This window comes from Iamia sp. SCSIO 61187, from assembly GCF_019443745.1.
Taxonomy (GTDB): Bacteria; Actinomycetota; Acidimicrobiia; order Acidimicrobiales; family Iamiaceae; genus Iamia.
In genome coordinates this window covers 1226823-1248755 of record NZ_CP050948.1, presented here as the reverse complement: position 1 = coordinate 1248755, position 21933 = coordinate 1226823, and the positions used below count along the sequence as shown (strand labels likewise).

At 75.3% G+C, this 21933-nt stretch carries 21 protein-coding genes and 1 pseudogene; 11 read left to right on the top strand and 11 right to left on the bottom strand.

Features of this window, described 5'->3' with window-relative positions; all coding sequences use genetic code 11:
• Positions 1–15: 15 nt before the first annotated feature.
• A complete protein-coding gene (locus tag HC251_RS06105) occupies positions 16–699 on the bottom strand; it encodes an HAD hydrolase-like protein (RefSeq protein ID WP_219944419.1) in 684 nt (227 codons plus the stop codon).
• A gap of 65 nt (positions 700–764) precedes the next feature.
• Between HC251_RS06105 and HC251_RS06100 the strand changes: the two genes are divergently transcribed.
• Complete coding sequence (locus HC251_RS06100) at positions 765–1502, top strand: hypothetical protein (RefSeq protein WP_219944418.1); 738 nt, start codon at positions 765–767, stop codon at positions 1500–1502.
• Positions 1503–1509: 7 nt separating this feature from the next.
• Here HC251_RS06100 and HC251_RS06095 read toward each other — a convergent pair whose 3' ends face one another.
• Positions 1510–2472 (bottom strand): LLM class F420-dependent oxidoreductase, encoded by a 963-nt coding sequence (locus tag HC251_RS06095; RefSeq protein ID WP_219944417.1) that lies wholly within the window; start codon positions 2470–2472, stop codon positions 1510–1512.
• 86 nt (positions 2473–2558) lie between these two features.
• The gene (locus tag HC251_RS06090) at positions 2559–3359 is read right to left on the bottom strand and encodes an acyl-CoA thioesterase II (protein ID WP_219944416.1); all 801 of its coding nucleotides are present in this window, start codon (positions 3357–3359) and stop codon (positions 2559–2561) included.
• A 60-nt stretch (positions 3360–3419) separates the two neighbouring features.
• On the opposite strand from HC251_RS06090, the gene HC251_RS06085 reads away from it, so the two are divergent.
• The 8 genes from HC251_RS06085 (at position 3420) to HC251_RS06050 (ending at position 9677) form a co-directional block, all read left to right on the top strand.
• Entirely contained in the window at positions 3420–4175 is a 756-nt protein-coding gene (locus HC251_RS06085) for an SDR family oxidoreductase (RefSeq protein WP_219944415.1), read from the top strand.
• Positions 4176–4201: 26 nt separating this feature from the next.
• Positions 4202–4528 (top strand): Dabb family protein, encoded by a 327-nt coding sequence (locus tag HC251_RS06080; RefSeq protein ID WP_219944414.1) that lies wholly within the window; start codon positions 4202–4204, stop codon positions 4526–4528.
• 11 nt (positions 4529–4539) lie between these two features.
• The gene (locus HC251_RS06075; protein ID WP_219944413.1) at positions 4540–5931 is read left to right on the top strand and encodes an amidase; all 1392 of its coding nucleotides are present in this window, start codon (positions 4540–4542) and stop codon (positions 5929–5931) included.
• Between the two features lie 116 nt (positions 5932–6047).
• Complete coding sequence (locus tag HC251_RS06070) at positions 6048–6218, top strand: hypothetical protein (RefSeq protein ID WP_219944412.1); 171 nt, start codon at positions 6048–6050, stop codon at positions 6216–6218.
• A gap of 45 nt (positions 6219–6263) precedes the next feature.
• Entirely contained in the window at positions 6264–6872 is a 609-nt protein-coding gene (locus tag HC251_RS06065) for a nitroreductase (RefSeq protein ID WP_219944411.1), read from the top strand.
• 15 nt (positions 6873–6887) lie between these two features.
• Positions 6888–8069: a steroid 3-ketoacyl-CoA thiolase gene (locus HC251_RS06060; RefSeq protein WP_219944410.1), complete on the top strand. Its 1182-nt coding sequence runs from the start codon at positions 6888–6890 to the stop codon at positions 8067–8069.
• 166 nt (positions 8070–8235) lie between these two features.
• The gene (locus HC251_RS06055; RefSeq protein WP_219944409.1) at positions 8236–8823 is read left to right on the top strand and encodes a thermonuclease family protein; all 588 of its coding nucleotides are present in this window, start codon (positions 8236–8238) and stop codon (positions 8821–8823) included.
• Positions 8824–8834: 11 nt separating this feature from the next.
• Positions 8835–9677: a polysaccharide deacetylase family protein gene (locus HC251_RS06050; protein WP_219944408.1), complete on the top strand. Its 843-nt coding sequence runs from the start codon at positions 8835–8837 to the stop codon at positions 9675–9677.
• Here the strand turns inward: HC251_RS06050 and mca are convergent.
• Complete coding sequence (gene mca, locus HC251_RS06045) at positions 9674–10531, bottom strand: mycothiol conjugate amidase Mca (RefSeq protein WP_219944407.1); 858 nt, start codon at positions 10529–10531, stop codon at positions 9674–9676. The two genes, HC251_RS06050 and mca, sit on opposite strands and share 4 nt — an antisense overlap.
• A gap of 390 nt (positions 10532–10921) precedes the next feature.
• Positions 10922–11749 (bottom strand): hypothetical protein, encoded by an 828-nt coding sequence (locus tag HC251_RS06040; protein ID WP_219944406.1) that lies wholly within the window; start codon positions 11747–11749, stop codon positions 10922–10924.
• Between the two features lie 70 nt (positions 11750–11819).
• Between HC251_RS06040 and HC251_RS06035 the strand changes: the two genes are divergently transcribed.
• Positions 11820–12413 carry a hypothetical protein gene (locus tag HC251_RS06035; protein WP_219944405.1) on the top strand — a complete coding sequence of 198 codons (594 nt, stop codon included), beginning with the start codon at positions 11820–11822 and terminating at the stop codon, positions 12411–12413.
• 21 nt (positions 12414–12434) lie between these two features.
• Here the strand turns inward: HC251_RS06035 and HC251_RS06030 are convergent, their stop codons facing one another.
• The 5 genes and pseudogenes from HC251_RS06030 to HC251_RS06010 form a co-directional block, all read right to left on the bottom strand.
• Positions 12435–13169: a hypothetical protein gene (locus HC251_RS06030; protein ID WP_219944404.1), complete on the bottom strand. Its 735-nt coding sequence runs from the start codon at positions 13167–13169 to the stop codon at positions 12435–12437.
• 22 nt (positions 13170–13191) lie between these two features.
• A pseudogene (locus tag HC251_RS06025) lies at positions 13192–16902 on the bottom strand (error-prone DNA polymerase); the annotation flags it as partial.
• 327 nt (positions 16903–17229) lie between these two features.
• On the bottom strand, positions 17230–17811 hold the full coding sequence (locus tag HC251_RS06020) for a hypothetical protein (protein ID WP_219944402.1): 582 nt from the start codon (positions 17809–17811) through the stop codon (positions 17230–17232).
• Positions 17812–18039: 228 nt separating this feature from the next.
• A complete protein-coding gene (locus HC251_RS06015) occupies positions 18040–18927 on the bottom strand; it encodes a DUF6807 family protein (protein WP_219944401.1) in 888 nt (295 codons plus the stop codon).
• The gene (locus HC251_RS06010) at positions 18924–20018 is read right to left on the bottom strand and encodes a Gfo/Idh/MocA family protein (RefSeq protein WP_219944400.1); all 1095 of its coding nucleotides are present in this window, start codon (positions 20016–20018) and stop codon (positions 18924–18926) included. The genes HC251_RS06015 and HC251_RS06010 overlap by 4 nt, the downstream gene beginning before the upstream one ends.
• A gap of 32 nt (positions 20019–20050) precedes the next feature.
• On the opposite strand from HC251_RS06010, the gene HC251_RS06005 reads away from it, so the two are divergent.
• Positions 20051–20704 (top strand): hypothetical protein, encoded by a 654-nt coding sequence (locus HC251_RS06005; protein WP_219944399.1) that lies wholly within the window; start codon positions 20051–20053, stop codon positions 20702–20704.
• On the opposite strand, the gene HC251_RS06000 is transcribed toward HC251_RS06005, so the two are convergent.
• Positions 20701–21897 (bottom strand): hypothetical protein, encoded by a 1197-nt coding sequence (locus HC251_RS06000; protein ID WP_219944398.1) that lies wholly within the window; start codon positions 21895–21897, stop codon positions 20701–20703. The genes HC251_RS06005 and HC251_RS06000 overlap by 4 nt on opposite strands.
• Between the last annotated feature and the right edge of the window lie 36 nt (positions 21898–21933).

The following is a 21933-nucleotide window of genomic DNA, read 5'->3' as shown; positions in this document are numbered from 1 at the left end:
ACCCACTCCGACCGGTCAGGCGGCGCCGAGGAGGAGGTCGCCGAGCTCCTGGGGGGTGGCGACGACGACCGCCGCCCCCGCCTCCTCCAGCTCGCCGGGCGGGGCCGACCCCCACCGGACCCCGATGGTCGGCACCCCGTGGGCGGCGGCGCCGTGCACGTCGTGGAGCCGGTCGCCCACCATCACCACCCCGGCCCGGGGGACGCCCGCCTCGAGCCGGGCCAGCACGGCGCCGACCACGTCCGCCTTGGAGTGCCGGCCGCCGTCGGGGTCGGCCCCGATGACGACCGACATCCAGCGGCCCAGGATCCCCTCGGTGACGATCTTGTGGGCGAGGTGGTCCGGCTTCGAGGTCGCCACGGCCATGGGGATGCCGGCGGCCTCGATGCGGTCGAGCACGTCGGTGATGCCGACGAAGGGCACCGCCAGCGAGGCGGCGGCGTCGTCGTAGGTCGCCCGGTAGGCGTGGATCACCTCCCACGTCCGCTCGGCCGGGACGCCGACGGCGGGCGGGAACCCGTCGGTCCACGGCGGTCCCACGCACGACCGCAGCACCTCCCGGTCGGGCACGGGCAGGCCGACGGTCGCCAGGGCCATGCCGAGGTGCTCGACGATGCCGGCCTCGGAGTCGCACAAGGTGCCGTCGAGGTCGAACAGCACGGCGGCCGGCGGAGGCGGTGGGAGGGGGCGGCCGGGCATCGGCGAGACCCTAGGGTCGCGCCCCGACCTCGTCCCACCACGAACCCGCCCCCGCAGGAGTGACCATGACCCCCGACGCCACCGCGACCGCGACCGCCAACGTGGTGGGCGACCTGCCCAGCCGGTTCATGCTCGACATGGCGACCTACGGCGCCGCCGCCGAGGACGGCTTCGAGGGGATGGACTTCTACGTGGCCGGCCGGGGCGGCGCCCTGGGGGACGTGCCCAGCGCCGTGGTCGTCGCCGCCTTCGTGTTCTTCGAGCCCGGCACCGTGCACGACTCCTGGACCCGCGCCGCCGACGTCATGCCCCGCCAGGCCGCGGCCGACCGCTGGGCCGCGGCCTGCCACCGCTGGGCCGAGGCCCACCTGGGCGATGACGTCGACCACGGGCGCCTGGCCGAGCTCCTCGGGCGGATGAACGCGGCGGCGAGCACCGCCGGCGCCCCCTGCTTCGGTGCGTGGCGGGTCCAGCCCGAGCCGGAGGCCGATCGGCCCAAGGCCCTCGCCCTCCACCGGTTGATGGTCCTGCGGGAGCTGCGCGGCGGCCTCCACGGCGCCGCCGTCATCACCCACGGCCTCAGCCCCCACGCCGCCCTGACCATCCGCACGCCGGGGATGCTGCCGATCTTCGGCTGGGACGGCCCCGACCCCGACGCCGAGGCCGCCCACAGCCACACGGCGTGGAACGAGGCCGAGACGGCCACCGATCGCGCCCTCGCCCCCGCCTACGAGGCGCTCGACGAGGGCGAGCGGGTCGAGCTCCGCGAGCTCCTCGACGCGGCCCAGGCCGGCGCGACCTGAGCTGCGGCTACTGGTCGGGGGCGAGGTCGCGGGCGGCCTGGACCGGGTCGAGGCCGAAGGGCAGCACGGCCAGCGCCGGACAGGTCACGCCGTTCTCGACGTAGCGGCCGATGTGCTCGCGGCACTCCTCGGGCGAGCCGTGGACGATGAGCTGGTCGACCACCTCGTCGGGGATCGCCTCCAGCGCGGCCTTGCGGTCGCCCGCCTTCCAGGCGTCCCACATCGGCGCCAGCACCTCGCCCCGCCCGACCCATTCGTGGAAGGCGGCGTACACGGGCACGTTGAGGTAGGCGGCGATGGCGTAGCGGCCCATGGCCCGGACGGTGTCGGCGTCGGTGGTCGGGGCCACGAAGATGCGGGCCACGACCTCCTTGCCCTCGCCCTCGGCGTGGACGATGGGGGCGACCTGGCGCACGTCGTCGGCGCTCAGCCAGTTGATGATGGCGCCGTCGCCCTCGCGGCCGGCGAGGCGGAGCATCCCCTCGCGCAGGGCGGCGATCATGATCTTGGGCTGCTCCTCGGGCACCCGCCCGAGCTTGAACCCCTTCACCTCGAAGGTGTCGTAGGCCTGCTTGACCTTCTCGCCGGTGAGGGCGGTGCGGAGGAACCGGACGACGTCGCGGACCCGCTTGTAGGGCTCCTCGAAGGGGATGTCGTTCCAGCGCTCGACGATGACGTTCGACGAGGACCCGATCCCGATGGCGACCCGGCCCGGGGCGGCGTCGGCCAAGGAGGCGACGCACTGGGCGAGGGTCGCGGGGCCGCGGGTGTAGGCGGGGACGATGGCGTTCCCCAGACGGAGCGTGGGCGCCCACACCGAGGCCAGGGCCAGCGGGGTGAAGGCGTCGGCCCCGTCGGCCTCGCTCGACCACACGTCGGTGTAGCCCCGGTCGGCCAGCTCGACGATCGCCTCCCGCTGGGCGTGGAGGGGGAGGCCGTCGAACGGGATGGTCATGCCGTAGCGCTGCATCGCCCGACCGTACTGCCGCGCCGTCGAGGTCGGAGTGCGGTCCGACCCTCAGCCGGCGCCGGCCGTGCCCCGGGTCGCGGGCCGGGTCAGGTCCACTCGCGGGCGATGGTGGACTGGCTGGCGGTGGCGAGCAGGGTGCCGTCCTGGGCCCAGAGGTGGACGAGGCCGTGGGCGAAGCCGCGCTCGATGGCGTGGACCTCGATGTCGATCAGCACCCACTCGGTCGGGACGAGACGCACGACCCGCAGGGTGTTGTCGAGGCTGTTGCCCCCGACCTGGCGGCCCAGGGCCTGGCTGGTGCCGAACGGGACGTAGTCGCCGAGCACGGCCAGCTTCGCCGCCGTGGTCTCGGGCAGGTCTCTCACCCGGGCCCACAGGGCGGAGCGACCGCCGGGGAGCGGCGTGCCGTCGAACTCGGCGAACTGGCGGCCGACGGCCAGGCGCATCTCGAGGCGGCGCATGATCGTGTCCTCCTCGCCGGAGAAGCGGTGCGGTCGCTCGGCGCACTCCTCCGGGGCCGGCACCACCGGCATCTCGATCATCTGCCCCCGGGCCTCGATCGACCGGTCGCCCAGGGCGGCGTTGACGGTGAGGATCTCGGTGTCGCCGACGTGGCCCACGGCCCGGGCCTGGCTGATCGAGCGGCCGGCGACGGGGATGGTCACGTCGATGTCCATCACGCTCGGCGGTCGGGCGTAGGAGAGGTACTGGGCCGTGGCCCACACCACGGGCCGGCCCGTCGTGCGCTCCATCGCCTCGATGACCGCGCCCAGCCCGCACCCGCCGAAGAGGAACTGGTGCCCGGTGCAGAGCTGGGGGATGACCGGCAGGTACCAGCGGTGCGGGTTGTGGGTGGCCTCGAGGCCGAGGAACGAGACCGGGTCCATGGCGGCCGACGCTAGGGCGACCCGCGGCGGCGCTCCCAGGCCAGGGGTACTGTCCGGCCCATGGACCTGGGTCTCAGCGGACGGACGGCGGCGGTGGCAGGGGCGTCGGCCGGGCTGGGGCTGGCGTCGGCCCGGGCCCTGGCGGCCGAGGGCGTCACCGTCGCCGTGTGCGGGCGCGACCGGGCCCGCATCGAGGAGGCGGCGACGAGCATCGGTCCCGCGGCCGTCCCGATCGTGGCCGACGTGGGCACACCCGACGGCGCCGGCGCCTTCGTCGAGGACGCCATCGCGGCGCTGGGCCGGGTCGACATCCTCGTGCCCAACGCCGGCGGGCCCCCCTCGGGCACCTTCGCCACCACGCCCCTCGAGGCCTACATCCCCGCCCTGCAGCTCAACCTGCTGTCGACGGTGGCCATGTGCCAGGTCGCGGTGCCGCCCATGGCCGAGCGGGGGTGGGGTCGGGTGGTCGCCATCACCTCGGCGTCGGTCCGCCAGCCCATCCCGACGCTGATCCTGTCGAACACGGCGCGGGCCGGGGTGACCGCCTTCCTCAAGACGCTGTCGCTGGAGGTGGCGGCCCGCGGTGTCACCGTGAACTCCGTCCAGCCCGGCATCCACGCCACGGCCCGGTTCCGCCAGCTCTACGGCGACGACGAGGACTCGGTCGCCGCCGTGGCCGAGAACATCCCCGTGCGCAGCGTCGGCCGGCCCGACGACTTCGGCCAGGTCGTCGCCTTCCTCTGCTCGTCGGCCGCCCGGTTCGTCACCGGGGCGGCCCTGCCGGTCGACGGCGGCACGAGCCGAGGGCTCCAGTAGGGGCGGCGGTCGGTACCGTCGGCCCGGTGCTGACCCACATCGTCCTCATCTCCACCTCCGACGACGCCACCGACGAGCAGGTCGAGGCCGTCCTCGCCGGCCTGCGGGCCCTGCCGGAGCAGATCGAGGCCATCGCAACCTACGACGTCGGACGGGACCTCGGCCTGGCCGAGGGGAACGCCACCATCGCCATCCAGGCGACCTTCGCCTCGCCCTCGGACCTGGACGCCTACATCGCCCACCCGGCCCACCAGCAGGTGGTCACCGACCTGATCCGACCGATCGCCACGTCGGTGACCCGGGCCCAGGTCGCCGGCTCTGACGAACGAACGTCGCCCGTCGGCCGGGCGTAAGGTCCGCGGCCATGGCTGATGCACCCTGGTCCGGCGACGCGTGCTCCCTCGTCGATGCGTTCCGGGCGGGCGAGCGCTCGCCCGTCGAGGAGCTGGAGGCGAGCCTGGCCGCCATCGAGGCGTCGGGCCTCAACGCCTGGTCCTCCCTCGACCCCGACGGGGCGCGGGAGGCGGCCCGGGCGGCCGACGTCACCCGGCCGTTCGGCGGGGTCCCCGTCGGGATCAAGGAGCTCGACAAGGTCGAGGGCTGGCCCGACACCGAGGCCTCGCTCGTCTTCGCCGACCGCATCGCCCCGCACACCGGCACGATGCTGAGCCGCCTCCGGGCCGCCGGCGGCGCCACCTTCGTCGGGCAGACGACGGCCAGCGAGTTCGGCGGCATGAACATCTCCGTCACCAAGGAGAACGGGATCACCCACAACCCGTGGCAGCACGGGGCGACCGCCGGCGGGTCGTCGGGGGGCTCGGCCGCGGCCGTGGCCGGCGGGCTGGTGCCCATCGCCAGCGGCGGCGACGGCGGCGGGTCGATCCGCATCCCGGCCGGGTTCAACGGGCTGGTGGGCATGAAGGGCACCGCCGGGCGCATCCCCCGCGGCCCGCATATGCTGGTGCACCCCATGACGGTGGTGATCGGCTGCCTGGCCCGCTCGGTCCGCGACGTCGCCCGCTGGTACGACGTCACCTCGGGCTACGACTCCCGGGACCCCTACTCGCTCCCGCGCATCGAGGGCTGGGAGCGCGACCTCGGCACCCACGACCTGAGGGGCCTGCGGGTCGCCATCGCCCCGACCCTCGGGGCCGCGGTCGTCGCCCCGGGCGTCCAGGAGCGGGTCGTCGCCGCCGGCGAGGCCCTCGCCCGCGACGCCGGGCTGACCATCGTCGACGTCGACGTGCGGCTGCCCACGCTCGACCTGGCCTGGGCCCTCGGCAACCTGGTGGGGCTGAAGATGGAGCTGGGCGACCTCTGGCCGGGCTGCAAGGACCTCCTCACCAAGGAGATCGCCTTCGGGCTGGAGGTGGCCGAGGGCATGGTCGACCTCGAGACCTCGGCCCGCGGCGAGGCGTCCCGCACCATGGGCAACGAGGCCATGGCCGACGTCTTCGACCAGGTCGACCTGGTCATCTCGGCCACCAACCCCGACATCGCCTTCCCGGCCCACGTCTCGTCGAACAACCGGGTCGCGGGCGAGCGGGTGGAGGTCGGCAACAACGGCGCCCTCACCATCCCCGCCAACATCAGCGGCAACCCGGCCATCTCGATCCCGGTCGAGCCGCTCGACGGCCTCCCGGTCGGGATGCAGGTCATGGGGCGCCACCACGCCGACGCCCTCCTCCTCGACCTCGCCCTCGTCGTCGAGCGCACCAGCCCCTGGCCCCTGGTGGCCCCGGGCGCACCGGTGTAGGACGCACCCGTGTAGGAACAACCGGGCCCGGGGAGGGGTTGGACCGGGAGCACCGTCCCAGGCCCCTGACCAGGGGCGATGCTTCACTGTCACACCCCCTCCGCATACTTGGGACCATGGCAACGCAGCTCGACCTCCTCCCCCCGGTCGACCCCGACTGGCGCATCGACGACGAGACCCGCGAGGTCGGTCGTCGTGGGCTGGCCAAGGCTCGTGCCGCCCTGGCCGAGGCCCGGGCCCGAGCCGACCGGGACCACCACCACCACGACCACCGCACCGCGGCCTGACCCCGGGTTGGGGCCGGACCCGTCCGCTGCTAGGCAGGCGCGTCGATGACCGACCCCACCGACGGCCGCGCCGACGTGCTCTCCGCCCTCCTCGACCGGCGGAGCACCGCCGCCCTGGTCGAGCCGGGCCCGACCCCGGCGCAGCTCGACACCATCCTCCGGGCGGCCACCACCGCCCCCGACCACGGGCGGATCCGCCCCTGGCGCTTCGTCGTGGTCAGCGGCGAGGCCCGGGCCCGCTTCGCCGACGCCCTCGAGGACGGCGGGGTCGCCCGCGACCCCGACCTGCCGGCGGGGGTCCGGGAGAAGCTCCGGAGCAAGGCCTTCGTCGCCCCCACCCTGGTGGCGGTGGTCGCCGCCCCCCGCCCGGCCAAGGTCGAGCGGTGGGAGCAGGTGGCCTCGGCGGCGTGCACCGGCTACGCCATCGTCCTGGCCGCCCACGCCCTCGGCCTGGGGGCGATGTGGAAGAGCGTGCCCTTCCGCACCGGCCCCCTCCTCCGGGACCTGCTGGGCATGGGCCCCGACGACGAGCTCCTCGGCTGGGTCCTCGTCGGCACCCCGGCCGACCCGGCGTCGGTCACCGGCCGCCCCGAGCCCGACCTGACCGGCCTGGCCTTCCACCTCACCGCAGGCGGCGCCCTGACCCCGCACTGATTACGGTTCGGACCCATGTCCGAAGTCGTGATCGTCGAGGCCGTGCGCACCCCCGTGGGACGGCGCAACGGTGCCCTCTCCACCGTCCACCCGGCCGACCTCCTCGGGTCGGCCCTGACCGCCCTGGTCGAGCGCTCCGGCGTGGACCCGGCGGCGATCGAGCAGGTCGTCGGCGGGTGCGTCAGCCAGGTCGGCGAGCAGTCGTTCAACACCACCCGCACGGCGTGGCTCGCCGCCGGCCTGCCGCTCGAGACGGCGGCCACCACCGTCGACACCCAGTGCGGGTCGTCGCAGCAGGCCACCAACCTGGCCACCAGCCTGGTCGGGTCGGGCGTCACCGACGTCGCCGTGGCCTGCGGGGTCGAGCTGATGAGCCGCATCCCGATCGGGTCGAACTCGTCCAAGAAGCTGGGCCTCGGCGTCCCCATCCCCAAGCCCTACTTCGACCAGTACGAGTTCACCTCGCAGTTCGAGGGGGCCGAGCGCATCGCCGACAAGTGGGGCATCACCCGCGACGACACCGACGCCTTCGGCTTCCGGTCCCAGCAGCTGGCCGCCCAGGCGTGGGAGGAGGGCCGCTTCGGCACCCAGATCGTCGAGGTCGACGCCCCCGACGTCGACGAGGAGGGCAAGCCCCTCGACACCACCCACCACGTCGCCCGCGACGAGGGCCTGCGCGAGACCACCCTCGAGAAGCTGGCCACCCTCAAGCCGGTGGCGCGCGAGGACGGCGTGCACACCGCCGGGTCCAGCTCGCAGATCTCCGACGGCGCCGCCGCCCTGCTGCTGATGACCGCCGAGCGGGCCGAGGCCCTCGGGCTCACCCCCCGGGCACGGGTGGTCGACACCTGCCTCGTCGGCGTCGACCCCGTCCTGATGCTCACCGGCCCCATCGACGCCACCCAGCGCCTGGTCGAGCGGACCGGCATCGGCGTCGACCAGATCGACGTGTTCGAGGTCAACGAGGCCTTCGCCTCGGTCGTGCTGGCGTGGCAGAAGGAGCTGGGCGTCGACCCCGACCGGGTCAACCCCAACGGCGGGGCCATCGCCCTCGGCCACCCGCTCGGCGCCACCGGCTCGGTGCTCGTCACCAAGGCCCTCCACGAGCTCGAGCGCACCGGCGGCCGCTACGGCCTGGTGTCGATGTGCTGCGGTGGCGGCCTCGGGACCGGCACCCTCATCGAGCGCCTGGACTGACCCCGCCCACGACCGCACGGGGCGTCGGCCACCGGGGGACCGACCGGCGCGGGCGACGTCCACGCCCCGCTGTCGCACCCCTCGCGTAGCGTGGGGGCAGACGGGCTGACGCTCGGATCGCGGCCGATCGGTCGCCGCACCGACCCCTCGCCGGAGGTGTGCCCCCGTGCGTCGTGCCCGTCTGCTCCCCCTGCTCGTCCCGGACCTGCTCGTCCCGGACCTGCTCGTGGCGGCCCTGCTGGTGGCGGCCCTGCTCGGGTCGGGCTGCGCCGTCGTCGGCCGGGGTGGGCCGGCCGAGGCCGGCACCGCCACCGTGGTGCGGGTCGTCGACGGAGACACCCTCGACGTCCGCCTCGGTCGGGCCGTCGAGACCGTCCGCCTCCTCGGCATCGACACGCCCGAGACGGTCGAGCCCGGTGCCCCCGTCGACTGCTTCGGACCCGAGGCCTCGGCCCGAACCAAGGAGCTCCTCCCCACCGGCACCGAGGTGCGGCTCGCCCGCGACGCCGAGGCGCGCGACCGCTACGGCCGGCTGCTCGTCTACCTGGTCCGGGTCCGCGACGACCTCTTCGTCAACCGGTCCCTGCTGGCCGACGGGTTCGCCCGCCCGCTGTCCATCGCGCCCAACGAGGCGCACCGGGCCGAGCTCGCCGCGGCCGCCGCCGAGGCTCGGGCCGCGGGCCGTGGCCTGTGGGGCGCCTGCCCGGCCGAGGCCGCACCCGCGCCGCGTCGGTCCGACGGCGGTGGCCGGTAGCGTCATGGCCTGTGACGAACCTCGCCGAGCGCCTCGGGTACCGCGCCGACGACCGGGTGGTCATCGTGAACTGCGACGACCTCGGCTCGTGCCACTCCGCCAACGAGGCGGTCTACCGCTCGCTGCGCGACGGCGTGGCCAGCAGCGCCACGCTGATGGTGCCGGCCCCCTGGGCCCGCCACGCCGCCGCCGAGTACCGGGGCGAGGACGTCGGCGTCCACCTGACCCTCAACTCGGAGTGGGACCTGTACCGCTGGGGCCCCATCACCCGGGCCCCGTCGCTCCTCGACGGCGACGGGGGCTTCCCCCGGACCGTCACCGACGTCTGGGACCACGCCGACCTCGACGAGGTGTGGCGGGAGCTCAGCGCCCAGGTCGAGCGGGCGATCCTCTGGGGCTTCGACGTCACCCACCTCGACAGCCACATGGGCACGCTCCAGCTCAAGCCCGAGTTCTTCGACGTCTACCTCGACCTGGCCCTCGAGTACGCCCTCCCCCTGCGGCTCTCGGGGGCGTCGACCCAGCAGGCGGTGGGCTTCCCGTTCCGCGACCGGGCCGACGAGGAGGGCGTGGTCGCCCCCGACCACCTCGTCCGGGTCCTCGGGGTGGGCAGCCGACCCCAGGTCCTGGCGGCGGTGGCCGACCTGCGGCCCGGCGTCACCGAGATGTACGTCCACCCGGCGCTCGACACCTCCGAGCTGCGGGCCCACGCCCCCGACTGGGAGGGGCGGGTCGACGACCTCGACCTGGTGTCCGGTGAGGGGCAGCTGGCCGACATGCTGCGCGAGGCGGGCGCCCACGTCATCGGCTACCGCCCCCTGCGCGAGCTCCAGCGCGCCGGCCGCTCGGGCTAGTCCAGACCGGCGAAGAGGTCGGTCTCGGGGAGGGGGGCGTCGACGGTGGACACGGCGCGGATGTAGTCCTCGTAGGGGTGGATCGTCTCGGCCACCTCCTCGGGGAGGCCGAACCAGAACGGCGACGTGGGGTCGATCTGGGTGGCGTGGGCCCGCAGGGCGGCCGACTTCACCGCGTAGAGGCCGTCGACGTCGATGCTCGTGGTGATGCGATGGTCCTGCGACTCGCGGGCGAACCACTCCTCGGAGTACGGGGACTCGAGGCCGTGGGCGAGGAAGGCCTCGTGGGTCGCCTCCAGCCGCCGCCGCGACCAGACCGACCAGTAGACCTTGGCCACCTGCCAGGGCGCGCCCGCCTCGGGGTAGGCGTCGGGGTCGGCGGCGGCGGGGAGCGCCGCCATGGTCACGTCGTGGACCTTCAGGTGGTCCGGGTGCGGGTAGCCGGACTGGTCGTCGCCGTAGGTGAGCACGACCTGGGGTCGCTCGCGGCGGATGATCGCCACCAGGCGCCCGACGGCCTCGTCGAGCGGGGCCCGGGCGAAGCAGCGGGGGTCGGCGTTGTCGGGGCTGTCGGGCATGCCCGAGTCCCGGTAGCCGAGCATCACGACCTCGTCGTAGCCGATGATGGCGGTGGCGGCGGCGAGCTCCTCCATGCGGACCTCGTCGATCCGGTCCCGGACCTCGGGGGTGTCGAGGGCGGGGTTGAGGATGTCCCCGGCCTCACCGCCGGTGCAGCACACCAGCACGGTCCGGACGCCGGCCTCGTGGTAGCGGTGGACGGTCCCGGCCCCCTTGGACGACTCGTCGTCGGGGTGGGCGTGGACGCTCAGCAGGCAACGGCGGGGGCTCGACATCGTCGGCCAACCTAGAGGGTCGCGCCCCGGTTCCGACCCGCTGATCCGGACGGCCCCCGGGACGCGACGGACCCCCGGGGAGCGACCCCGGGGATCTGTCGTCGAAGGGCATCGAGCACCGTGACCGCCGTCGGTGTGAAAGGGCCCGGTGGTCTCGAGGTGGGCGGTCGGCGGGGAGGGGCCGGCGGTCCCGGCAGGTCGTCTCCTCCTCGTCGGCGACCACGCTACGAACGCATCCGTGGGGTCCCTCGAACGGAACGGGCGGTGTCGTCAACCCTTCTGCTTGTCAATGTCAAGCCGGCGACTGCACCATCACCGACCCAGTGACTGCGGTCACCATGCGCCTCTGCGGTCGGCCCGTCAACCCCGAACGTCCGCGCGGCGGCTGACCTAGGACGATGCCGCCTGGGCGGCCTTGTCGGCCTTCGAGGACTGGTAGGCGGCGACGCCGAGGGCGACCACGCCGACGAAGAAGAACAGCCCGATGACCGGGTTGGTGGCCACGAAGAGGACGCCCGCGACGGTGCTGAACATGAGGGTCCGGCTCCGGGTCGGGCGGACCAGGCCGCGCACGGCGAAGACGGTGATGACCAGGGGCAGCAGCGACATGGCCAGGGCCAGGTACAGCTGCGGCGTCGGGTAGGCGAGACCGGGGACGTTCTCCACCGGCCGGGTCTGGAAGTCGCGCACGGCGTCGTCGAGGACGTCGTCGTCGCCGGCGTCGTCGCCGGCCTCCACCTGGGCCCGCACGACGGTCTCGCCGTAGGCGGTCAGGTCGGTCGAGGGCCACACCGGGAAGGCCAGGAGGGTCACCGCGCACACGGCCCCCACGATCAGGGCGAGCACGGCGGCGCGGCCGCCGGGCTGGGCGGTGTAGCGGGCCAGCGTGCCCCGGGGGCCGGCGTCGGTGTCGACCTCGACCACCTGGGACGGCGGGCGGGCGGTGCGGGCCGGGCGACCGCCGGTGGCGGTGCCGCTGCTCGCCTCGGGGCGGGGCGGGAACAGCTTGCCGAGGAGGCCGCCGGAGGCCGGCTGGGACCGGGCGGGGGTCTTGGCCAGGCTGGTCTTCCCCGAGCTCTTGGTCGGGGTCTCGGTGGCGGTGCGCGACGGGCGGGTGCTCGCCCGCTTGGCCCCCTCGGTGCGCGCCTGGCGGTTCTGCCGCTCCTGGCGGTTGCGGGCCTGCCGGCGCCGCTTGGCCGCGTCCTTGTCAGCGGGCACTGCTACACACTCCGGGGTGACGAGGGTCGGCCGGCGGTTCCACGGCCGCGAACCTAGTGAACGGTCCGGCGTGGCTCCCCACCGCCGGCGCCGCCGGAGCGGCCCCGGGGGCCGGGTGGGCGCCGCCGCGGTGGCCGGCGTCATGGCCGTGGTGGCGGGCGGCTGCGGCGGCGGCCCCGACGCGTCGGTCGGCGTGGTGCGGGTGGGCGACACCGTCGAGATCCGGGCCAAGGCGTGCGGGGACGGCGGCATCGAGCGGGCCGACGTGGTGGACCCGGCCGCGCCCGAGGAGGCGGTGTGGTCGGCGGTGGCGGTCGCGGGCGACGAGGCCCGGCGCGAGCTGCGGGTGGCCGACGCCGTCGCCGGCTACGAGGTCACCGACCGGCGCGGGCCGGGGGGTCTCCCCGACCGGCGGCTCCGGCTGCTGGTCGAGGGGCCCGACGGGGCCCGCTGGGGCGGCCCCCGGTTCACGCCGTCGGAGCTGGAGGAGGGCCGGCTCCGGGTGGCGGGTCGGGACGTCCCGCTCGCCGAGTGGGAGGCCGAGCCGGCACGCTGCCCCGAGGTGGGGGTGGGCGCGGCGCTGGTCGGCGGGGTGGTGACGGGGGTGGCCGCCGGGGCGCTCTGGTTGCTGGTCCGGGCGGTCGCCCGGGTCGCGCGGCGCTGAGCGGCGCCGGTCGGGACGGCCTCAGCCGGCGAGGAGGGCGGAGGCGGCGGTGATCAGGGCCTCGTCGACAGGGGGCTCCACACCGGGCCCCGTCAGGCCGAACATCCACGTCACGAGATCGCCGACCTGGACGACGGCGCCGGTGGCCGTCCCCGCCTCACCCGCCCCGGCCCGGGCCAGGGTGGCCTGGCCGTCGGTGCCGTCGACCGGCTCCACCTCGGTGTCGGGCTGGCAGGCGGTGAGGGCGTCGACCACCTCGGCCGCGAACGCCTCGGCCGCCCCGGCGTCGGCGAAGCGGAGGACGGACTGCTGGAAGATGACGGCGTCGTCCCCGGTCCCCCGCAGCAGCGCCTGGGCGGCCTGGTCGTCCCAGGTCTGCTCGAGCGTGACCTCCTCGCAGAGGTCGGTGTCGAAGCTGCCGTCCCCCAAGGTGTCGTCGGGGGCGTAGCCCTCGCCCACGGCGCCCGGGTCGAGCAGGAGGTCCTGGAGCGGGCTGTCGTTGGGGGGCAGGTTGGGGCTGGTCGTGGTGGCGCCGGCCTCGGTCGTCGTCGTCTCGTCGTCGTCCGTCGGGGCCTCGGTCGTCGAGCCGTCCTCGTCGTCGGCGTCGGTGGTGGTCGACCCGTCGGCGTCGGTGTCCTCGCCGTCGGCCTGCGTCGTGGTCGTCTCGTCGTCCCCCGCGTCGTCATCGCCGCACGCGGCCAGACCGGCGAGCAGCAGGGCGGCGAGGAGGAGGGCGACGAACCGGGTGCGTGTCACCGGCCCACCTTCCCACAGGGGGTCAACGGAAGTCGCGGCTGCGGGCCGGGGCCTGGAGGTCGAGGGCCCACAGGCGCTCGGCGATCACGTTGACGACCCCCTCGGCCCGCTCCAGCCGACCCCGGACCAGGAGGGCGGGGGCCGAGGAGGCGACCCGCCGGTGCCGGGACCAGCACCCCTTGGACACGACCACGTTCACCAGGCCGGTCTCGTCCTCGAGGTTGACGAAGATGGTGCCGCCGGCGGTGGCCGGGCGCTGGCGGTGGGTCACCACGCCGGCGACCAGGACCCGGGGGGCATCGACGCCGGTCAGCCCGTCGGGTCGGTCCGGCGCCCCCCGATCGGGCGGGGACGGCCACCCCCACGAGGCCGAGGTCACGACGGCGGGACGGATCCAGCCCCCGGACGCCACCGCCGCCACCGGGCCCGGCCCGGCGGCGTAGAAGGCGGGCTCGACGCGGCGCTGCCCGGCGTCGCGGTCGGGGGACCGGGGATCGGCGCTCACCGGGCGGGTCGGGCGGCCGCGGGACCCGCGCCCGGCCGGGCCGCCGGGGCCGCTGTGGGCGGGGTGGTCACGGGAGCCGTGGTCGGCCGGGCCGGCGGGGTGGGCCGCCCCGGCCTGCGGGCCGGTCGGGCCGGGGACGTGGGCCAGGCCGGTGGCGGTGACGACGCCGAGGGCGTCGAGCTCGGCCCGGACGAACCGGGTGGGGTGGCCGTCGGCGCTGATGCTGGTCGACCACAGGTCGGCCGACGCCTCCTCGGCCGGGGTCATGCCGGGGAGGGTCGGGGCGTCGGCGCCGGTGACGACGCCGGCCAGGCGGTCGGGGTGGGACTGGGCCACGGCGCCGACGGTCCACAGGGCCTGGCGCCGGTCGGGTCCGAAGCAGTCGAGGGCGCCGGCGGTGGCCAGCGCCTCCAGGGTGGCGAGGGACGCCCCGGTCCGCCGGGCCAGGTCCTCGGCGTCGGCGTAGGGACGGCCGTCGGCGATCACCCGGGCCAGGTCGTCGCCGATGCCCCGCACCGAGCCGATCCCCAGCCGGACGGCGGGCCCGCCGACGCCCCACAGCTCGGGTGGGGCCCCGACGAAGGACCGGGGCCCGGCCACGTCGACGCAGTCGACCTCGAGGGCGGCGTCGACCCCCGAGGCGTTGACGTCGGGCCCCCGCACCGGGACGCCGTGCCGGCGGGCGTCGCGCACCAGCGAGTGGGGGGAGTAGAAGCCCATGGGCTGGGCGTTGAGGAGCCCGACGCAGAAGGCGGCGGGTTGGTACCGCTTCATCCACGACGAGGCGTAGACGAGGTGGGCGAAGCTCACCGAGTGGCTCTCGGGGAAGCCGTAGTTGGCGAAGGCGGCCAGCTTCTCCCACAGCTCCTCGGCGGTGGCGAGGGGGACGCCCCGGCGGGCGGCACCGGTGCAGAACCGCTCGTGGAGGACCTCCATGCGCCGCTGGCTGCGCTTGGAGCCCATGGCCTGGCGGAGCAGGTCGGACTCGGCGGCGGTGAAGCCGGCCACGTCGATGGACATCTGCATGAGCTGCTCCTGGAACAGCGGCACGCCGAGGGTCTTGCGCAGGGCCGGCTCGCAGAGCGGGTGGGGGTAGGTGACCTCCTCGTCGCCGTTGCGGCGCCGGATGTAGGGGTGGACCGAGCCGCCCTGGATCGGTCCCGGGCGGATGAGGGCGACCTCGACCACCAGGTCGTAGAACTTGCGGGGGCGCAGGCGCGGCAGGGTGGCCATCTGGGCCCGGGACTCGACCTGGAACACGCCGATGGAGTCGGCCCGGCAGAGCATGGCGTAGACCTCGGGGTCGTCGGGGGGCAGGGCGGCGATGTCGAGCTGGTGGCCGGTCCAGTCGCGCGCGGCCTCGACGGTCAGGTGGAGGGCCGAGAGCATCCCCAGCCCGAGGAGGTCGAACTTCACCAGGCCGATGGCGGCGCAGTCGTCCTTGTCCCACTGCAGGACGCTCCGGTCGGCCATGCGGCCCCACTCGACGGGGCAGACCTCGACCACGGGCCGGTCGCAGATGACCATCCCCCCGGAGTGGATGCCGAGGTGGCGGGGGGCGTCGACGACCTCCCGGGCCAGGTCCAGGACCGCGGGCGGGACGTCCACGCCGCCGGCCACGCCCCCCGGGCCGCGGACCTCGCCGGTGGCCTGGAGCCCGCCCCAGCGGTCGACCTGCTTGGCCCAGGCGTCCTGCTGGCCCGGGGCGTAGCCGAGGGCGCGGGCCATGTCCCGGACCGCCGAACGGCCCCGGTAGCAGATGACGTTGGCGACCTGGGCCGCCCGCTCGCGCCCGTGGCGGTCGTAGACGTACTGGATCACGTCCTCCCGCTGGGTCGACTCGATGTCGATGTCGATGTCGGGCGGGCCGTCGCGCTCGGGGGACAGGAACCGCTCGAACAGCAGGCCGTGCTTGACGGCGTCGACGGCGGTGATGCCGAGGGCGAAGCAGACGGCGGAGTTGGCAGCCGAGCCCCGGCCCTGGCAGTAGATCCCCCGCTCCCGGCAGAAGCGCACGATGTCCCAGACCACGAGGAAGTAGCCGGCGAAGCCGAGGACCTCGATCAGGTCGAGCTCGTGGTCGATCTGGGCCCAGGCGCGGGCCCCGGTGGTGGCACTGGTGCCAGGGGCGGGGCGGGCGCCGTAGCGCTCGGCGGCGCCGGCGGCCACGATCCGGCGGAGGAAGGCGATCTCGTCGACGGGGCGACCGTCGACGTCGGTGAACGGCGGCAGCGTGGGGGCGACGAGGCGGAGGTCGAAGGCGAGGTCGCGCCCGAGCTCGGCGGCGGCCTCGACCACGCCGGGGAAGCGGGCGAAGCGGCGGGCCTGTTCGCCCCCGGAGCGGAGGTGGGCGGTCGCCCCGCCGAGGAGCCACGGGTCGTGGGCCTCGAGGCTGCGGCACTGGCGGACGGCGGCCACGGCGGTGGCCAGGCGGTGGCGGGCGGGGGTGGCGTAGCGGACGTCGTTGGTGGCGACGACCTCGACGTCGGTGCGCAGCGCCATCTCGACCAGGGCCTCGTTGCGGGCAGCGTCGAGGGGGTCGCCGTGGTCCCAGATCTCGACCCGCACGTTCTCGGGACCGAAGGTCGCGGCCAGCTGCTGGAGGTGGCGGCGGGCGGCGGCGGGACCGTCGGCCATGAGCGTGGCCGGCACCAGGCCGTCGGCGCCGCCGGTGAGGACCATCCACCCCCCCGCCGCGGAGCCACCCCGCCCGCCGACGGCGGCCAGGTCGGCCAGGGACAGCCGGGGGGCACCCTTCTCCCCCGCCATCTGGCCCTGGCTCACGACCGAGGCCAGGCCGGCGTAGCCGGTGCGGCCCCGGGCGAGGACGACCAGCCGGCCCGGGGCGGTCTCGCCCTCGGGGCCGGCGGCGACCGGGTGGTCGACCAGGCCCAGGTCGACGCCGTACACGGCGGGGACGCCGACGGCCACCGCCGCCTCGGACTGGCGGACCACCCCGTAGAAGCCGTCGCGGTCGGTGATGGCCAGGGCGTCGAGCTCCAGGCGGGCGGCCTCCTCCACCAGCTCCTCGGGGTGCGACGCCCCCTCGAGGAAGCTGAAGTTCGAGCGGCAGTGGAGCTCGGCGTAGGCCGCGGGGCGGCCCGCGGGCGGGTCGGCCCGGCGCCGCTTCTCCCGGCGGGCCCGTGCCTCGGCCAGGTCGGGGGGCGGTTCGTAGGCGCCCCGGTGGGTCGACCAGGCCGGGCTGTCGCCCCCGTCGATGGGCACGCCCCGGTGCTCGCCGGGGCGCGCTCGGCCCGAGAGCGTGCGCTCGAGCTCGGACCAGGGCATCGGGGTGTTGTTGAAGCCCATAGGGGACGACCACTCTAACGAACACCTGTTCCCTTCGCCTCGGCCTCGCCGTCCCGGCCACGCCACCGATCCCGCACCCACCCTTCGCACCGGTTCGACCACCGAGCGCCCCTGCTCCCCCGCCCGACACCACGCCCACTCGGATCGATCCGTCGGAGGGCGATTCGCTGGCGATTCGCCCTCCGACGAGCGGGTGCGAGTGGCGGGTCGCTCGCCCCGCTGTCGCACCCCTTCGGCATGATGGACTCACGGCGCTCCACGGGGCGGCGGATGGCAGCCACCGCTGCGGACCGCCACCGACCCCTGCGAGGAGACATGAGCGCCGACCGCCACGAGACCGAGTGGCCCAGCTGGGAGCCGAAGATGATCCGCGGCCGCCCCCCGGGCCTCGGCAACGCCACCACCCTCCCCCTCCGCCGGGCCTCTCGCCTGTCGCCCCGGCAGCGCCTCACCATCCAGGTCGCCCGGGAGGAGCTCCTCCACCGGCTGTGGCAGCTCGACCAGGCCATGGTGCCCCAGGCCGAGGAGCGCCTCGAGATCCTGGAGCTGCTGGCCTTCCAGCGCGACGCCCTGTACCCGGCCCTGCCCTGGCGCCGGGGCCGCCGCCCCCCGGACCACGGCCACCCACCCCTCGCCCCGGCCGTCGCCGGCGCCATCCCCATCGCCGGTGCGATCCTCCGCCACGTGTGCGTGCAGATCCTCGCCCGCCACGGCCGACAGCGGCTGATCGACATCCACGCCTGGCTCCACCGCTACGGCTACGTCATCGCCGCCGCGCACCCGGTCAAGGCCCTGGCCGACGCCCTCGGCCACGAGCACGACCGCCACCGCGCCCGCCGCGTGTCCCGGGGCGTCTACGAGCTCGACCCCCGGTACCGGCCACCGGACGACGGCCCCCTCGGCCCGACGCCCGACGGGGACCCCACCGCCATCGTCGACCCCCTCACCGACGCCCCCGCCCGCCACGGCGACCCCCACCACGGCGACCCCGCCCCCGACCGTCCCGCCGAGGACCGTCCCCCCGGCGACCACGCCGCGGAGGGGGCGTGGCCCGGCTCACCCCCAGTCGTGGAGGTCGGCCCAGGCGGTGTCGAGCCGCTCGCGGGGCCACTCCCCGTCGTGGACGATGACCCGGTGGCGGACCCGCAGCCCCTCGCCGGCGGCCAGGTCCATGCCGTCGTGCCAGAGGAAGGCCGCGTTCAGGAAGTTGGACCACCCGTCGTCGCCGTAGGTGTCGGCCCGGGTGCTGGCGTACCAGGGCACGGGGTGGCGCCGGTTGCCGGGGTGGTCGAGCAGGGCGATCCCGGCCACGGCGCCGTCGGCCGCCCCGGCCGGCCTCCCGGTCAGGTCGCACCAGCGGGAGGTGGCGCCCAGCACCCGGTCGTGGGTCGACCCGTCGTCGACCATGAGACGGGTGTCGGTCCAGTCCCCCGCCCCCCGCAGGGTGAGCCCGCCGTAGCCGCCCCAGGTGGTGAACGGCGTCCGCTCCAACCGGCAGTCGGCACCGGGCACGAGGGTGGTGTCGAGGTCGATGGCGTAGGCGTCGGGGCCCAGCGGCACGTGGGTGAGGGTCCGGTCCTCGACGAGGGCGACGGTCGAGCGATCGGGGCGGATCCACTCCAGGCGACCCTGGAGGGCGACGACCCCGCCGGCCGCGGTCACGACCGACGGCGGGCCGTCGTGGCGCAGGACCCCGTAGGCGTCGTACTCCTCCCAGAAGTTGTCCCCGTCGACGAACTTGATGGTGAACCACAGGGCGTGGTGCCACGGGTGGTCGTCGGGGGCGTCGCGGGTGAGGACGTGGCCGGCGGGCGTGCGCACCGGGTGGACGCGGGGCCGACGGCTGGCCGCCCAGCGGTAGGTCCACCGGTCCGCCACCACGATGCCGTCGTCGGTCTCCTCGACCGAGGTGGTGCCGGCCGAGGGCGGGTCCCCCGGGCTCATGGCTGCCACCCCTCGAGGGCGGGGTCGTCGTCGGCGAGGGGCAGGGCCACCTCGCGACCGGTGCGGGACGAGACGTACACGGCGGTGAGGACCTCCAGGACGGTCCGGGCCTCGGACAAGGTGACGGGGGGCGGGGCACCGGCGTCGCGGGCGTCGGCGTACCGGTCGAACAGGCCGACGAAGTCCTCGGCCCGCTCGGGCTGGGCGGCGAGGAAGGCGTCGAGCTCGGCCTGGGCGTCGGGGTCGGCGGCGGTCCACGTCCACGGCTCGGCGCCGGGGGTGTAGGCACCGGACGAGGACTCCGCCGTCAGGTGCTCGAAGCAGAACCGCAGCCGGGAGATCTCGGTCGCCGAGCCCGTCGTCGCCGCCACGGTGACCAGGGAGCCGTCGGCGTAGCGGAGGACGACGGCGGCGCAGTCCTCGGTCTCGATGCCCGGGTTGACCAGCGTCGACGTCGCCGCCCAGACAGCGGCGGGCGGCCCGAGCACGTGGAGCACCATGTCGATGTGGTGCTGGGCGTGGACGGTCACCGTGCCCCCCAGCTCGGTGGCCCACCGCCCCCGCCAGGCGGCCTCGTCGTAGTAGCCCTGGCCCCGGGTCCAGGCGACCTCGACCGTGGTCACGAACGGCCGGCCGGTGCGCCCGGCGTCGACGAGGGCGCGGAGGCGTTGGAGCCCCCGCCCGAAGCGGTACTGGAAGACGGGGGTGATCGAGCGCCCCGTCTCCTCCTCGAGGGCGGCCAGCTCGTCGACCTCGCGCACCGAGCCGACGAGCGGCTTCTCGCACACGACGTCCTTGCCGGCCCGGACGCAGGTCTCGACCTGCCGGCGGTGCAGGTGGGGCGGGGTGCACAGGGCGACGACGTCGACGTCGCCCATGGCCAGCACCTCCTCGAGCGCCGTCACCGCCCGCACCCCCTTCAGCCAGCCGGCGACCTCGACCGCCCGCTCCTCGTCGAGGTCGCACACGGCGACGACCCGGAACCGGTCGGCCAGCTCGGCCAGGGAGATGAGGTGGAGCCGGCCGATGCCGAGCCCCACGACCGCCACCCCGATGCGCCGGTCCCCGTCCGCCGCTCCTGCGTTCTCCACATCCGGAGTCTGGCGCGCGAGGATGGTCGCCCGTGGCAGGTGGCGCGGACGACGAGACCCCGAGGGCACGGGTCGTCGTCCTCGCCGGACCGTCCGGGTGCGGCAAGACCCGGCTGGCCGAGCGGGCGGGCGTGCCGATCGTCGCCCTCGACGACTTCTACCGCGACGGCACCGACCCGGCCATGCCCGTCGTCGGCGGCCACATCGACTGGGAGGACCCGGCGTCGTGGGACGCCGACGCCGCCGTCGCCGCCCTGGCCGAGCTGTGCCGCACCGGCCGGGCCGAGGTCCCGATCTACAGCATCGCCGACGACGCCCGGGTCGGGTCCCGACCCATCGAGCTGGGCGGATCGCCGGTCGTGGTGGCCGAGGGCATCTTCGCCGCCGAGGTCGTCAGCCGCCTGATCGCCGAGGACCTCCTCGCCGACGCCCTCCTGCTGAGGAGCCCGGCGCTGGTCACGTTCTGGCGGCGCCTCGTGCGCGACCACCGCGAGGGCCGCAAGCCGCCGCTGGTCCTGGTCCGCCAGGGCCTGGCCAAGCTGCGCGACGAGCGGCGCGTGATCGCCCGCCAGGCGCTCCTCGGCTGTCGCCGCATCGGCAAGCCGGCCGCCGCCGCCGTCCTCACCGACCTGGCCGCCGCCGCCCCCGCCACCGGCTCGGCGGCCACCGGCTCGGCCGCCGCCTAGGGACCGACCGCCGGTACCCCCTCGGCCGGCGTCGCCCCTCCCCTTCGGCGCACGGCGAGGTACACGGTGCGCACGGCCAGGGCCTGGCGGACCTGGCCGACCACGTCGTCGAAGAACTCCTCGCGGTAGCTGGAGTCCGTCACCAGCGACACGGTGAAGGAGAACCCGGCGACGAACGACACGAAGCCCGACACGTGCAACAGGGCGGTGGTCAGCTCCATGCGGTGACCGACGAGGTCGAAGGCGACGACGACGTCCTTGGGGATGTCGGCCCCCAGCCAGCCCTCGACGACCACCGGCCGGATGGCCACCAGCCCGAACAGGGTGAAGAAGGCGAACACGGCCGCCGTCACCAGCGCCGCCTGCACGGCCTGGGCGAACAGGAAGACCATGTAGACGTTGAGCCGCTGGCGCCGGTCGAGGTCGACGGGGGCGGTCCCGTCGACCGACCCGGCGATCCCCTCGACCGGCGTCCCGGCGCAGGCCGCGACCAGGCCTCCGTCGCCCAGCTCGTCGTCGACCCGGCGCACCTCGCGCGGCAGCCGGGTGAGCAGGAAGAACAGCCCGACCACGACGAACATGGCACCGGTCAGGGCGAACAGGGGGCCCGGCAGGGCCGCCGCCACCTGCCAGGCCTCGGTGTTGACGAACACGAGGATCGTCAGGGCGAACAGCAACGGCAGGGCCCGACCCACGAGGTCGGCGATGGCGCCGAGGGCGGCCACCGTCCGGGTCAGGGCCCAGCGGGTCATGGGGACCAGGCCGTAGCTGGTCACGACGTACACGAGCAGGAGCAGCACCAGGTTCAGCCCGGCGGTGACGGCAGCCCCGTCCACGTCGCCGAACACCAGGGGGACGAGGGCGGGCAGCACGACGAACAGACCCAGCTCGACCGGGCCCACGGAGTCGGGCCGGCGGAGGGGGGACCGGCCCCGGAGGACGTTCACCAGGGCGTAGGCCCCGACGAGCAGGGCGACGCCGGCCAGCAGGGCCAGGGTGTTCTGCCACCACCGCCACTCCCGCTCGACGGCGTCGGTCGTCTCCACCAGGGCCACGAGGAAGAGCACGCCGACGCTGCGGGTGAACACGTCCTCCGAGGCGCGGTAGCCCTCGATCAGGTGGGGCAGCCCGCGCCGGAGGAACCAGCGCTCGGTCGCGCCCAGCACCTCCTCGTCGGTGCCGGCGTCGCCCACCGGCGCAGTCTGTCCCAGATCCGGGCCCCGCTCGCG

What these genes read in the sequence shown, in the direction of transcription:
- HC251_RS06105 (WP_219944419.1), bottom strand. Translation starts at nt 699, where the DNA reads ATGCCCGGCCGCCCCCTCCCACCGCCTCCGCCGGCCGCCGTGCTGTTC.
- HC251_RS06100 (WP_219944418.1), top strand. Translation starts at nt 765, where the DNA reads ATGACCCCCGACGCCACCGCGACCGCGACCGCCAACGTGGTGGGCGAC.
- HC251_RS06095 (WP_219944417.1), bottom strand. Translation starts at nt 2,472, where the DNA reads ATGCAGCGCTACGGCATGACCATCCCGTTCGACGGCCTCCCCCTCCAC.
- HC251_RS06090 (WP_219944416.1), bottom strand. Translation starts at nt 3,359, where the DNA reads ATGGACCCGGTCTCGTTCCTCGGCCTCGAGGCCACCCACAACCCGCAC.
- HC251_RS06085 (WP_219944415.1), top strand. Translation starts at nt 3,420, where the DNA reads ATGGACCTGGGTCTCAGCGGACGGACGGCGGCGGTGGCAGGGGCGTCG.
- HC251_RS06075 (WP_219944413.1), top strand. Translation starts at nt 4,540, where the DNA reads ATGGCTGATGCACCCTGGTCCGGCGACGCGTGCTCCCTCGTCGATGCG.
- HC251_RS06070 (WP_219944412.1), top strand. Translation starts at nt 6,048, where the DNA reads ATGGCAACGCAGCTCGACCTCCTCCCCCCGGTCGACCCCGACTGGCGC.
- HC251_RS06065 (WP_219944411.1), top strand. Translation starts at nt 6,264, where the DNA reads ATGACCGACCCCACCGACGGCCGCGCCGACGTGCTCTCCGCCCTCCTC.
- HC251_RS06060 (WP_219944410.1), top strand. Translation starts at nt 6,888, where the DNA reads ATGTCCGAAGTCGTGATCGTCGAGGCCGTGCGCACCCCCGTGGGACGG.
- mca (WP_219944407.1), bottom strand. Translation starts at nt 10,531, where the DNA reads ATGTCGAGCCCCCGCCGTTGCCTGCTGAGCGTCCACGCCCACCCCGAC.
- HC251_RS06015 (WP_219944401.1), bottom strand. Translation starts at nt 18,927, where the DNA reads ATGAGCCCGGGGGACCCGCCCTCGGCCGGCACCACCTCGGTCGAGGAG.